Here is a 15,273-nt window from a genome sequence, read left to right on the forward strand (position 1 = left end):
TGAGGAACAGAACCCAGATGACGACAGACGTGAACAAGCTCCGCGACTACCTCAAGCGTGCCACCGTCGATCTGCGTCACGCGCACAGGCGGCTGCGTGAGGCCGAGGGCAAGAACCGCGAACCGATCGCGATCGTGGGCATGAGCTGCCGCTTCCCCGGCGGCGTCCGGTCCCCCGAGGACCTGTGGGACCTGGTCGCCTCCGGTGGCGACGCGATATCGGGCTTCCCCACCGACCGGGGCTGGGACCTCGACGCGCTCTACGACCCGGACCCCGGGAACCCGGGCACGAGCTACGCGAAGGAAGGCGGATTCCTCTACGACGCCGCCGAGTTCGACCCGGCCTTCTTCGGCATCGGCCCCCGCGAGGCCCTCGCCATGGACCCCCAGCAGCGCCTCGTCCTGGAAGCCTCGTGGGAGGCCGTGGAACGCGCCGAACTGGACCCGCTGTCCCTGCGCGGCAGCCGCACCGGGGTGTTCGCCGGAGTCATGTACCACGACTACGTCTCCCGCCTCCCGGCGATGCCCGAAGGCATCGAGGGGTACGTCAGCACCGGCAACACCGGCAGCGTGGTCTCCGGCCGCATCGCCTACACCCTGGGGCTCGAAGGCCCCGCCGTGACCATCGACACCGCCTGCTCCTCCTCCCTCGTGGCGCTGCACCTCGCCGTCCAGGCCCTGCGCCACGGCGAGTGCGACCTGGCCCTCGCCGGCGGGGTGACCGTGATGGCCGGACCGACGACCTTCGTCGAGTTCAGCCGCCAGCGCGGCCTGTCGCCCGACGGCCGGTGCCGGGCGTTCTCGGCGTCGGCCGAGGGCACCGGCTGGTCCGAGGGCGTCGGCATGCTGCTCGTCGAACGGCTCTCCGACGCGGTCCGCCTCGGCCACCCGGTGCTGGCCGTCGTACGGGGATCCGCCGTCAACCAGGACGGCGCCAGCAACGGCCTGACCGCGCCCAACGGCCCCGCCCAGCAGCGCGTCATCCACCAGGCCCTCGCCAACGCCCTGCTGTCGCCGTCCGACGTGGACATCGTCGAGGCCCACGGCACCGGCACCACCCTCGGCGACCCGATCGAAGCCCAGGCGCTCCTCGCCACGTACGGCCAGGACCGCCCGGCGGACCGGCCGCTGTGGCTCGGCTCCGTCAAGTCCAACCTCGGACACACCCAGGCCGCGGCCGGCGTCGCCGGGATCATCAAGATGGTGCAGGCCCTGCGCCACGGCGTGCTGCCGAAGACCCTGCACGCCGACGAGCCGACCCCGCACGTCGACTGGTCCGCCGGGGCGGTCTCGCTGGTCACCGACAACGCCGCCTGGCCCGACACCGGCAGGCCCCGGCGCGCCGGCGTCTCCGCCTTCGGCGTCAGCGGCACCAACGCCCACATCGTCGTCGAACAGCACCTCCCGCCCACCGAACGGCCCGAAGCCGGCGGCGGGGCCGCGGCCGCGGCCGGCGCCGCGTCCGCAACGGCCCCCGAGGCCGGCGCGCCCTGCGGCGAACCCGGAACCACGGCGCCGGCCGGGAGCGGGCTTCCCCTCGTCCCCTGGACCCTCTCCGGCAAGAACGCCGCCGCCCTCACGGCACAGGCCGCCCGGCTGCGCTCCCACCTCGCCGCCCGCCGGCCCGGCGCGGACCCGGCGACGGCCCCCGTCACGGGTCAGGCCGCCGCAGCGGGTCCGGCCGCCACCGCTGGTCCGGCCGCCCACCCCGACGCCCTCGACATCGCGTACTCCCTCGCCACCACCCGTACCGCCTTCCCCCACCGCGCCGTGCTCCTCGCCCCGGACCGGGCCGGGCTCGACCGGGCCCTGGACGCCCTCGCCGACGGGGAACCCGACGCCGCCGGAACCGCCCTCGTGCGCGGCACCGCCGACGCCACCGCCCGACAGGTCGCCTTCGTGTTCCCCGGCCAGGGCTCCCAGTGGATCGGCATGGCCGTCGAACTCCTCGACGGCGCACCGGCCTTCCGCGAGCGGTTCCGCCAGTGCGAGGAGGCCCTCGCACCCCACGTCGACTGGTCGCCGACGGAGGTCCTGCGCGGCACGCCCGGCGCCCCCGGCCTCGACCGCGTCGACGTCGTCCAGCCCGTCCTGTTCGCCGTCATGGTCTCGCTGGCCGAACTGTGGCGCTCCCACGGCGTCCATCCCTCCGCCGTCGTCGGCCACAGCCAGGGCGAGATCGCCGCCGCGTGCGTCGTGGGCGCGCTCTCCCTCGCGGACGCCGCGAAGGTCGTGGCGCTGCGCAGCCGGGCACTGACCGCGCTCTCCGGCCGGGGCGGAATGCTGTCCGTCGCCCTCCCGCCGGCAGACCTCACACCCCGGATGGCGCACTGGGGCGAGCGGCTGTCCGTCGCCGCCGTGAACAGCCCGACGTCGACCGTCGTCTCGGGCGACCGCGACGCCCTGACCGAACTGCGCGACGCCCTGCACGCCGACGACGTCCGGGCCCGGCTGATCGCCGTCGACTACGCCTCCCACTCCGCGCACGTCGAGGCCGTCCGCGAGCGCGTCCTCGACGCCCTCGCCGACATCACCCCGCACGCCTGCGACGTGCCGTTCTACTCCACGGTCACCGGCGGGCTCGTGGAGACCGACGGACTCGACGCCGACTACTGGTACCGCAGCCTGCGCCGGACCGTCCGGTTCGAAGAGGCCACCCGCGCCCTCGTACGGGACGGGCACGACGCCCTCATCGAGGTCAGCGCGCACCCGGTGCTCACCATCGGCATCCAGGAAACCCTCGATGACCTCGGCGGCAGGGCCGTCACCCTCGGCACCCTGCGCCGCGGCGAGGGAGGCACCGAACGCTTCCTGCGCTCCGCCGCCGAAGCCCACGCCCACGGCGTCGCCGTCGACTGGGCGGCCGTCCTCGCCGGCACCGGCGCCCGCCGGGTCGCCCTGCCCACCTACGCGTTCCAGCACGAGCGGTACTGGCTCGACGCCCCGCCCGCCGCCGCGGACGCCACGGGCCTCGGCCTGGCCTCCTCCGACCACCCGCTGCTGGGTGCCGTCGTCAGCCTCGCCGACTCCGACGGACTGCTGCTGACCGGCCGGCTGGCCGCGCACACCCACCCCTGGCTCGCCGACCACGTCGTCCTCGGCGCGGTCATCCTGCCGGGTACGGCCTTCGTGGAACTCGCCGTCCGCGCGGGCGACCACGTCGGCTGCGACACCCTCGCCGAACTCACCCTCCAGGCACCGCTGATCCTGCCCGAGCGGGGCGGCGCCGTCGTCCAGGTCGCGGTCGGCCCGGCCGACGGAACGGGCGACCGGACCTTCACCATCCACTCGCGCCCCGGCACGGCGGCCCCCGAGGACGGCTGGACCTGCCACGGCACCGGCGTGCTGACCTCGGCCTCCCGGGCCCAGCCCCCCGTACAGGACCCGGCCCTCTGGCCGCCCGGCGGCGCGACCCCCGTCGACCTCGCCGACTTCTACGGGGAGCTCGCCGCCCGCTCCTTCTCCTACGGCCCCGCGTTCCAGGGCCTGCGCGCCGCCTGGCGCCTCGGCGACGAGGTCTTCGCCGAGGTCGTCCTGCCCCCGGACGCCACCGCCCCGTCATCCGACGCCGCGAGGTACGGGCTGCACCCGGCCCTGCTCGACGCGGCCCTCCACGGCGTGGGCTTCGGCCCGCTCGGCGACATGGGAACCGGACGGATGGCCTTCTCCTGGGAGGACGTACGGCTGCACGCCACCGGAGCCACCCGGCTGCGGGTCCGGCTGACACCGGTCGGCGCCGACGCCGTGGCCGTCACCGCCACGGACGGCAGCGGCCGGGCCGTGGCCACCGTCGGCACGCTCACCTTCCGCGAGGTCCGAGAGGAACACCTGCGGTCCGCGCTCACCGACCACCACGAGTCCCTCTACCGCGTGGACTGGCCCACCCAGCCGCTCGCGGACACCGCGCCCGGCACCACGACTCACTGGGCGGTCGTCGGAGTCACCCCGCGGGCGGATGCCGACGCGGTCGCCGACGCCCTGCGCGGCGCGGGCCCGCGGCCGGACGTCCACCCGGACCTGGCCGCCCTCGCCGAAGCGATCGGGGCCGGCGCGCCGGTGCCCCGGACCGTGGCCGCGGTACTCCCCATCGACGCTTCCGACGCTTCCGACGCTTCCGACGCTTCCGACGCTTCCGACGCTTCCGACCTCTCCGACGCCGATACGGTCAGGGCCACCGCGCAGGCCACCCTCGCCCTCGTCCAGGCCTGGCTGGCCGACGAACGCTTCGCCTCCTCCCGGCTGGTCGTCCTCACCCGAGACGCCGTCCCGGTCCCGAGCGGAGCCGAGGACGGCGCACCGCGGACACGGCCCGCGCACGCCCCCGTCTGGGGCCTGATCCGTTCCGCCCAGTCCGAGCACGCGGACCGCCTGATCCTGGCGGACACCGACGGCGAGCCGGACTCCCTGCGCCGCCTCCCCGCGGCCGTCGCCACCGGAGAACCCCAGCTGGCGCTGCGCGCCGGCCGGATGTCCGTACCCCGGCTGGCACGGGTACCCGTCACCACCGGGACCGCCCCCGGCCGCGACCTGGACCCCCACGGCACCGCGCTGATCACCGGAGGCACCGGCGCGCTCGGCAGGCTCGTCGCCGCGCACCTCGTCACCACCCACGGCGTCCGCAACATCGTCCTCACGGGCCGGCGGGGCCCCGACGCCGAAGGCGCCGACGCACTGCGCGACGAACTCGCCGCGCTCGGCGCCACCGTCACCATCGCCGCTTGCGACGCCGCCGACCGCGAGGCCCTGGCGGCCCTCCTCGCCGGCCTCCCCGCCGACCGGCCGCTCACCGCCGTCGTCCACGCGGCGGCCGTGGTGGCCGGGGGACTCGCCGACACCCTCACCCCGGAAGACCTCGACCGGGTCCTGCGGCCCAAGGTCGACGCCGCACTCAACCTCCACGAGCTCACCCGCGACCTGGACCTCTCGGCCTTCGTCCTCTTCTCCTCCTTCGCCGGTACCCTCGGCGGCGCCGGACAGGCCGCCTACGCGGCGGGCAACGCCTTCCTCGACGCCCTCGCCCACCGGCGCCGGGCCCAGGGACTCCCGGCCTCCTCCCTCGCCTGGGGCGTCTGGGACGAGCGCGGCGACCAGACCCGCCTGGAGACGGGCGACCTGCGCCGGATGGCGCGCGCCGGCCTCGTCCCGCTCGGCACGGCGGAAGGCCTGCGACTCCTCGACACCGCCCGGACCCTGGACGACGCGGCCCTGGCCCCCGTACGCCTCGACCTGGCCGCCCTGCGCGCCCAGGCGGCGGCGAACCCCGTACCGCCCCTGCTGCGCGGGCTGATCCGCACGGCCGCCCGGCGTTCCGCGGAGACCGCTCCCGGCCCCGGCGGCCACTCCGCGGAACTCTCCCGGCTGGCCGCGCTGCCGGCCGCCGAACGGCGGGACACCGTCCTCGCCCTCGTGCGCACCCAGGTCGCCGCCGTACTCGGCCACTCCGCCCCCGAGGCCATCGACCCCGGCCGGGCCTTCCGCGAACTGGGCTTCGACTCCCTGGCCGCGATGGAACTCCGCAACCGGCTCGCCACCGCGACCGGAGTGCGGTTGCCCGCCACCGTCGTCTTCGACCACCCCACTCCCTCGGCCCTCGCCGGGCACCTCCTGGACGAGATTCCCGGCGGCCACCCCGGCACGGCCCTCGTCACGGCCGCGCCCGACGCTTCCACCGGCCCCGGCCGGTTCCCCGGCGCCGACACCGACGAACCCGTCGCCATCGTCGCGATGAGCTGCCGTCTGCCCGGCGAGGTCCGCGGCCCGGAGGACCTCTGGGACCTGGTGGCCAACGGCACCGACGCCATCACCGGCCTGCCCGTCAACCGGGGCTGGGACCTCGACGCGCTGTACGACCCGGACCCCGACCACCCCGGCACCAGCTACGTCCGGGAAGGCGGGTTCCTCCACGACGCGGGCGACTTCGATGCCGAATTCTTCGGGATCTCCCCGCGCGAGGCCCTCTCCATGGACCCGCAGCAGCGGTTGCTGCTGGAGACCGCCTGGGAGGCGTTCGAGCGGGCCGGCATCGACCCCGGCACGCTGCGCGGCAGCCGCACCGGAGTCTTCGCCGGCACCAACGGCCAGGACTACGCCGTCGGCCTCTCCCAGTACCTGACGCAGGACTTGGAGGGGCACCTCCTCACGGCCAACTCCGCCTCCGTCGTCTCGGGCCGGCTCTCCTACACCTTCGGCCTGGAGGGGCCGGCGGTGACGGTGGACACCGCGTGCTCCTCGTCCCTGGTCGCCCTCCACCTGGCGGCGCAGTCCCTGCGCCGGGGCGAGTGCGACCTGGCCCTGGCCGGCGGCGTCACCGTCATGTCGACCCCGGGCGCACTCATCGGCTTCAGCCGCCAGCGCGGACTGTCCCAGGACGCCCGCTGCCGCGCCTTCTCGGCCGCGGCCGACGGCACCGGCCTGGCCGAGGGGGCGGGCATGCTGCTGGTGGAGCGCCTGTCCGACGCCCGCCGCAACGGCCACCGGGTACTGGCCGTCGTACGGGGTTCGGCGATCAATCAGGACGGCGCGTCCAACGGGCTCACGGCCCCGAACGGGCCCGCGCAGCAGCGCGTCGTCCGGCAGGCACTGACGGACGCGGGCCTGGAGGCCGGTGACGTCGACGCGGTCGAGGCCCACGGAACGGGAACGACGCTCGGCGACCCGATCGAGGCGCAGGCCCTGCTGAAGGCCTACGGCAACGACCGCCCGACGGACCGGCCGCTGTGGCTGGGCACGGTCAAGTCGAACATCGGTCACACCCAGGCCGCCGCGGGCGTCGCGGGCGTGATCAAGATGGTGATGGCGATGCGCCACGGCGTCCTGCCCCGGACCCTGCACGTGGACGAGCCGTCGCCGCACGTCGACTGGTCGGCGGGCGCGGTCAAGCTGCTCACCGACCCGGTGGAATGGGCGGAGCACGGGCGTCCGCGCCGGGCGGGCGTGTCCTCGTTCGGCGTCAGCGGCACCAACGCGCACGTCATCATCGAGCAGGCCCCCGCCGAAGGGGCGGACGATACGCGCCCCGAGCCGGGCGCCGGGCCGCGGGGCGGGGCGGACCAGCGGACGGCCGTCCCCTGGCTGATCTCCGCGAAGGACGAAACCGGCCTGCGGGCCCAGGCGGAACGCCTGCTCGGGCACGTCCAGTCCGGCGACCACCGCACCGACGAGACCGACATCGCCCTCTCCCTGGCGACCTCGCGCGCCGCCTTCCCGCATCGCGCCGCGGTCATCGGCGCGGACCGCGAACTGCTGGTCCGCGGGCTGACGGCCCTGGCCCACGGCGAGACCTCCGGCACGGAGACGGTGCGGGGAACGGCGGCCGCCGGCGGCAGCCGGACGGCGTTCCTGTTCTCGGGGCAGGGGAGTCAGCGGCTGGGGATGGGGCGTGATCTGTACGCGGCCTTCCCGGTGTTCGCGGAGGCCTTCGACGCGGTGTGCGCGGCCTTGGACGGGCATCTCGAACGCCCCCTGGCGGGTGTGGTGTTCGGCGAGGACGCGGAGTTGTTGGACCGGACCGGTTATGCGCAGCCGGCGTTGTTCGCGGTCGAGGTGGCGCTGTTCCGGCTGGTGGAGTCCTGGGGTGTCCGGCCGGACTTCGTGGCCGGGCATTCGGTGGGTGAGTTCGCCGCCGCCCATGTGGCTGGTGTGTTCTCGCTGGAGGACGCGGCGGCTCTGGTGGCGGCTCGTGGCCGGCTGATGCAGGCCCTCCCGGCCGGGGGCGTGATGGTTGCGGTGGAGGCCTCGGAGGAAGAGGTACGGGAGCTGCTGGCCGGGTTCGAGGACCGTGCGGGCATCGCTGCCGTCAACGGCCCGTCGGCCGTGGTGGTGTCGGGCGGGCAGGATGCGGTGGCGGCGGTCGTGGAGCGGCTGTCGGCCGACGGCCGCAGGACGAAGGCGCTGACCGTCTCGCACGCCTTCCACTCGCCCCTCATGGACCCGATGCTCGACGACTTCCGCAAGGTCGCCGAGAACGTTTCCTTCGGAGCCCCGACCGTGCCGCTCGTCTCCACCCTCACCGGCCTCCCTGTGTCGGCGGAGGAGTTCCGCACCGTCGACTACTGGGTGCGTCACGTGCGTGAGGCCGTCCGTTTCGCGGACGCCGTCGCCTCCCTCGCCGATCTGGGCGTCCGCACCTTCCTGGAGGTCGGACCCGGCGGAGCGCTCACCTCCGTGGCCCAGGACTCCCTGGACGGGCACGCGGTCACCGTCCCGCTCCTGCGCGCCGACCGCGCCGAGGACCTGGCCGCCACCACCGCCCTCGCCCACCTCCACGTCCACGGCGTACCCGTCGACTGGACCGCCGTCTTCGCCGGACGCGGCGCCCGGCACGTAGACCTCCCCACCTACGCCTTCCGGCGCACGCCGTACTGGCTGCTCCCCGCCGACCCGCAGGAGACCGGATCCCTCTCGGCCGACCCCGCGGGCGCCGGATTCTGGGAAGCCGTGGACAGCCAGGACCTGGCGGCACTCACCGAGCAGTTGGACGTGGACGGGGACTCCCCGCTGAGCTCCGTACTGCCTGCACTGTCCCGGTGGCGGCGCCGGCAGCGGGACGAGTCCCTCGTCGACGCGCTGCGCTACCGGACCTCGTGGAAGCCGCTCACCGGCCGGGAGACGGCCGAGCTGACCGGCGCCTGGCTGCTCGTCGTCCCGGCGGGCGCCGAGGACGACCGTACCGTTGCCGCCGTCACGGCCGCCCTGTCCCGCCACGGCGCCGATCCCGTGCCGCTCGTCGTACGCGCCGACGAGGACCGTGCGGCGCTGACCGGACGCCTGCGCCGGGAGCTCGCCGACACCGCCCCCGCCGGGGTCCTGTCGCTGCTCGCCCTCGTGGAGGACCCGCACCCCGTCCACCCGCAGCTGCCCACCGGCCTCGCCCAGACCACCCTGCTCGTCCAGGCGCTGGGCGACGCGGAGGTGCCCGCACCGCTCTGGTGCGTGACCACGGGAGCCGTGACGGTCGGCCGGTCGGACCCGCTGACCAGCCCCGGCCAGGGCATGCTCTGGGGCCTCGGCCGCTCGGTGGCCCTGGAGTTCCCGGAGCGCTGGGGCGGACTGGTCGACCTGGCCGGTGCGCCCGACGAACGGACGGCACGCCGCCTGGTGTCCGTACTGTCCGCACCTGCACCCGCGCCTGCTGCCGCATCCGCATCCGCTGCCGACGACCAGATCGCCATCCGGCCGTCCGGGACCTTCGTCCGACGCCTGGGGCGCGCCCTCACCGGTGCCGTACCGGCCGACAGGGCCTGGCAGCCGCGCGGCACCGTGCTGATCACCGGAGGCACCGGCGCGCTGGGCGCGCGGGTGGCGCGGTACGTGGCCGTGCGCGGCGCCGAACACGTCGTACTGACCGGACGCCGCGGCCCCGACGCCCCCGGAGCGGCGGAAATCGCCCACGAGATCGAGGAACTGGGGGCCAAGGTCACGATCGTGGCCTGCGACGTGTCCGACCGGGAGGAGGTGGCCGGCCTGCTCCGGTCGCTTCCCGAGGACCGGTATCCGCTGACGGCGGTGGTGCACGCGGCCGGCATGCCGCAGTTCGCGCCCACCGACACCCTGGCCCTCGGCGACCTCGCGGACGTCGTCTCCGCCAAGGTGGCGGGCGCCACCCACCTCGACGAACTGCTCGGCGACCGGCCGCTGGACGCCTTCGTCCTCTTCTCGTCCGTGGCCGGAGTGTGGGGCAGCGGCCGGCAGGCCGCCTACTCGGCCGCCAACGCCTTCCTCGACGGACTCGCCGAGCGCCGCCGCTTCCACGGCCTCGCCGCCACGTCGGTGGCCTGGGGACCCTGGGCCGGCGGCGGCATGGCGGACGACGACGAAGCGGAAGCGCACCTGCGCCGACGCGGCCTGCCGCCGATGTCCCCGGACACCGCGATCGCCGCGCTCCAACGGGCCCTGGACCACGACGAGACCACGGTCGTCGTCGCCGACGTCGACTGGGACCGGTTCGCACCCGCCTTCACCGTCACCCGACCCGCCCCGCTCCTCGCCGACCTGCCGGAGGCGCGGAAGGCCCTCGCCGGGACCGGGCCGAGCGCGGGCAGCGCGGGCCGGCCCGACACCACGGCGTCCTCCTCCGGCACCGGGTTCGCCACCCTCGCCGAACCGGAGCGCCGCCGGGCACTGCTCGACCTCGTCAGGACCGAGGTGGCCAGGGCGCTCGGACATCCGGGCCGGGACGCGGTGGCCTCCGACCGGTCCTTCAAGGACCTCGGGTTCGACTCGCTCACCGCCGTCGAACTGCGCAACCGGCTGAACGCCGCCACCGGGCTACGACTGCCGACCACCCTGGTCTTCGACCACCCCAACGCGGACGCCCTCGCCGACCACCTCACCTCGGAGCTCTCCGGCCACGGCCCCGCCACCGCCCGCGCCGACGCCGCCACCCCGGGGGAGCGCACGGCGGCCACCCCCGACGAGCCCATCGCGATCGTCGCCATGAGCTGCCGGTTCCCGGGCGGCGCGAACTCGCCCGAACAGCTGTGGCAGCTGCTCGTGGACGGCGTCGACGCCGTGTCCGCCTTCCCCGCCGACCGCGGCTGGAACCTCGACGCCCTGTACGACCCGGACCCCGAACACCCCGGCACCACCTACGTCAACGAGGGCGCGTTCCTCTACGACGCCGGCCACTTCGATCCCACGTTCTTCGGGATCTCCCCGCGCGAGGCCCTCGCCATGGACCCGCAGCAGCGACTGCTCCTGGAAGCGGCCTGGGAGGCCCTGGAGCGGGCCCGGCTCGCGCCCTCCTCCGTACGCGGCACCCGCACCGGTGTCTTCATCGGCTCCGGCTACCAGGGATACGGCGCCGGCCCCGGGGAGCTGCCCGACGGCGTCGAGGGACACCTGCTCACCGGCGTCTCCAGCAGCGTCATGTCGGGCCGCATCGCGTACTCCCTCGGACTGGAGGGGCCCGCCATGACGGTGGACACCGCCTGCTCGTCCTCGCTGGTCGCCCTGCACCTGGCCACCCAGGCCCTGCGCCAGGGCGAGTGCGGGCTCGCGCTGGTCGGCGGCGCGGCCGTGATGTCGAGCCCCAACGCCTTCGTCGAGTTCAGCCGCCAGCGCGGCCTGGCCGCCGACGGCCGCTGCAAGCCGTTCGCGGCCGCGGCCGACGGCACGGGCTGGGGCGAGGGCGTCGGCATGCTGCTGGTCGAGCGGCTGTCGGACGCACAGCGCAACGGCCATCCGGTACTCGCGGTCGTGCGGGGCAGCGCCGTCAACCAGGACGGCGCCTCGAACGGCCTCACCGCCCCGAACGGTCCGGCGCAGCAGCGCGTGATCCGGCAGGCGCTCGCGAACGCGGGGGTGTCGGCCGCCGAGGTGGACGCGGTCGAGGCCCACGGCACCGGCACCGCGCTCGGCGACCCGATCGAGGCGCAGGCGCTGCTGGCCACGTACGGGCAGGACCGGCCGGACGACCGGCCCCTGTGGCTGGGCTCCCTCAAGTCGAACATCGGCCACACCCAGGCCGCTTCCGGTGTGGCGAGCGTGATCAAGACGGTCATGGCACTCCGGCACGGCATGCTGCCCAAGACCCTGCACGTGGACGAGCCCTCGCCGCACGTCGACTGGTCGGCGGGCGCGGTACGCCTGCTCACCGAACCGGTGGCCTGGGCGGCCGACGGCCGCCCGCGACGGGCGGCGGTCTCCTCCTTCGGTGTGAGCGGCACCAACGCCCACACCGTCATCGAGGAGGCCCCGGCGACCGCGCCCGCCGCAGAGGACGGCCACGGTACGCCTGCCGCGGAGCACTGCCTGCCGTGGACGCTGTCCGGCAAGGACGAGGCGTCCCTGCGGGCCCAGGCACACACCCTCCTGACCCACACCGCGAACCACGCGGGCCTCGCTCCGGCGGACCTGGCCCTCTCCCTGGCCGAGTCCCGCACCGCGATGACACACCGCGCGGTGGTGCTCGGCCGGACCACGGCCGAACTCTCGGCCGGCCTGGAGGCCCTGAGCAACGGGGAGACGGCGACAGACCTGGTACGGGGCGTCGCCCGCCCGGCGGACCGCCGTACGGCGTTCCTGTTCTCGGGGCAGGGGAGTCAGCGGATCGGAATGGGGCGCGAACTGTACGCGTCCTACCCGGTGTTCGCGGATGCGTTCGACCTGGTGTGCGCCCATGTGGACGGCCATCTGGACCGCTCGTTGCGGGAGGTCGTCTTCGGCGAGGACGCCGAACTGCTGGACCGGACCGGTTATGCGCAGCCGGCGTTGTTCGCGGTCGAGGTGGCGCTGTTCCGGCTGGTGGAGTCCTGGGGTGTCCGGCCGGACTTCGTGGCCGGGCATTCGGTGGGTGAGTTCGCGGCCGCCCATGTGGCGGGTGTGCTCTCGCTGGAGGACGCGGCGGCTCTGGTGGCGGCTCGTGGCCGGCTGATGCAGGCCCTCCCGGCCGGGGGCGTGATGGTTGCGGTGGAGGACTCGGAGGAGGAGGTACGGGAGCTGCTGGCCGGGTTCGAGGACCGTGCGGGCATCGCTGCCGTCAACGGCCCGTCGGCCGTGGTGGTGTCGGGCGCGGAGGATGCGGTGGCGGCGGTCGTGGAGCGGCTGTCGGCCGACGGCCGCAGGACGAAGGCGCTGACCGTCTCGCACGCCTTCCACTCGCCCCTCATGGACCCGATGCTCGACGACTTCCGCAAGGTCGCCGAGGGTGTTTCCTTCAACATGCCGACCGTGCCGGTCGTCTCCACCCTCACCGGTCTCCCGGTGTCGGCGGAGGAGTTCCGCACCGTCGACTACTGGGTGCGTCACGTGCGTGAGGCCGTCCGTTTCGCCGACGCGGTCGCCTCCCTCGCCGGGGAAGGGGTGAACACCTTCCTGGAGATCGGGCCGGGTGGTGTCCTGGCCGCCATGGCCCAGGCCGTCCTCGACGGCGGCCCCGCTGTGGTCCCGGTGCTGCGTGCCGACCGTCCTGAGGACGTGGCGGTCACCACCGCCCTCGCCCATCTCCACGTCCACGGGATACCCGTCGACTGGACGGCCGTCCTCGCCGGTCGCGGCGCCCGACGCATCGACCTGCCCACGTACGCCTTCCAGCGCGAGCACTACTGGCTCGAAACGGCCGCAGCCCCGGGCGTGCCCTCGCACCACCCGTCCGGATCCGACAACGAAGCGGAAGCGGAGTTCTGGCAGGCGGTCGAGAGCGGGCGGTCCGAGGCCCTCGCCGAACGGCTGGGCGTGGAGCCGGGGGCTCCGCTGGACTCGTTGGTCGGCGCGCTCGCCACCTGGCGCGAGGAGAGCCGCAACCGGTCCACGCTCGACGGCTGGCGCTACCACGAGGTGTGGCAGCCGCTCGCGGCCCCGTCCTCAGAACCCCTGTCGGGCAGCTGGCTGGTCGTGGCTCCGGACGCCGGGGCCGCCGAGCCCTATGCCCGCGCACTGCGCGACCGGGGCGCCGAACCGCTGTGCGTCACCGTCGCCGACCCGGCGGCCGACCGCGCGGCACTCGTCGGGCTGCTGCGCGAGGCGGCGGCCGGGGACGCGGGACCCGTCATCGGCGTCCTGTCCCTGCTGGCGCTCGACGAGCGGACGCACCCCGCCCACCCCGGCCTGCCGACCGGCCTGACGGCCACCGTCGCGCTCGTGCAGGCCCTGGGAGCACTGGAGCTGGACGCGCCGCTGTGGTGCGTCACCGGCGGTGCGGTGTCGGTGGGCGGCGCCCAGCCGCTCACCCGGCCGCTCCAGAGCCTCGTCTGGGGCTTCGGGCGGGCCGTGGCACTGGAGACCCCGCAGCGCTGGGGCGGCCTGGTCGACCTCCCCGCGGCCCCGGACGAGCGGGCACTCGCCCGGCTGGCCGACCTGCTCGCCGATGCCGCCGGCGAAGACCAGATCGCGGTGCGCGCCTCCGGGATCCTGGTCCGCCGGCTGGCCCGGATGCCCCGGGGCACGGCCGCCACCGACGGCGCCTGGAACCCGCGCGGCACCGTACTGATCACCGGCGGCACGGGCTCGCTCGGCGGGCACGCCGCCCGCTGGCTGGCCCGGGGCGGCGCCGAGCACCTGGTGCTCACCAGCAGGCGCGGCGAGGCGGCCGAAGGGGCGCGCGAACTCGCCGCCGAACTCCGGGCACTGGGGGCCAGGACCACGATCGCGGCCTGCGACGTCGCGGACCGCGCGGCCCTCGCGGACCTGCTGGACGGGCTCGCCGACGACCCGGCACCGCTCACCGCCGTCGTGCACGCCGCGGGCCTTCCGCAGTTCTCCGCCGTCGCCGACACGAGCCCGACGGAACTCGCGGCCGTCGTATCGGCCAAGGTCGCCGGCGCGGTCCACCTGGACGAGCTGCTCGCCGACCGGCAGCTGGACGCGTTCGTCCTCTTCTCGTCCGTCTCCGGAGTGTGGGGCAGCGGCAGCCAGGCCGCCTACTCCGCGGGCAACGCCTTCCTCGACGCGCTCGCCCGGCACCGCCGGGCCAGGGGGCTCGCCGCGACCGCCGTCGCCTGGGGCCCCTGGGCCGGAGGCGGCATGGCCGCCGACGGCGGGGCCGAGGAATACCTGCGGCGCAGCGGACTGCCCTCGCTCGCGCCGGACCTCGCGGTCTCGGCACTCCAGCTCGCCATGGACCGAGACGAGACCACCGTGGTGGTGGCGGACGTCGACTGGCCGAGGTTCGCACCGTCCTTCACCATCGGCCGTCCGAGCGCGCTGCTCGCCGACCTCCCCGAGGCCCGGGCGGCGCTCGACGGCGCTGAAGCCGACGGTGACACGGGCGGGGACCGGGGCGGGCCCGCCGCCTCGGACCTCGTACGGAAGCTCTCCGCCGGCACCCCGGAGGACCGGTACGAGCTGCTGCTGGAACTGGTGCAGAAGGAGGCCGCGGCCGTACTCGGCCATCCGCGCACGGACGCGGTCGAACCCGACCGCGCCTTCAGGGACCTCGGCTTCGACTCGCTCACCGCCGTCGAACTCCGCAACCGGATCGGGACCGCGACGGGGCTGCGACTGCCGATGACGATGGTCTTCGACCACCCCACCCCCGGCGCGCTCACCGACCGGCTGCTCGGCGACCTGCTCCCCGGGGGAGCGGACGGAGCCCACCCCGGCGGGAGCCCGGACGAAGCCCGCGTACGGCAGACCCTCGCGTCGATCCCGCTGTCCCGCCTCAGGGACGCCGGGCTGATGGACGCCCTGCTGGCCCTGGCGGCAGGCGCGTCCGGCGACGGCACGCCCGCGGACGGCCCCCGAGACAGCGGGGGCGGCCCGGACGCCGACTCCGCGATCGCGGAGATGGACCTCGAAAACCTCATCGAACTGGCGCTTGGCGACAGCGAAGCCTGAT

The 15,273-nt window shown here is 75.2% G+C and carries 1 protein-coding gene; it reads left to right on the top strand.

Going from position 1 to position 15,273, the window contains the following annotated elements; genetic code table 11:
- Positions 1-17 precede the first annotated feature (17 nt).
- Positions 18-15,272 carry a type I polyketide synthase gene (locus ACZ5D2_RS34365; protein WP_468934887.1) on the top strand — a complete coding sequence of 5,085 codons (15,255 nt, stop codon included), beginning with the start codon at positions 18-20 and terminating at the stop codon, positions 15,270-15,272.
- Position 15,273 lies beyond the last annotated feature (1 nt).

The organism is Streptomyces sp. NPDC031479 (genome assembly GCF_055581065.1).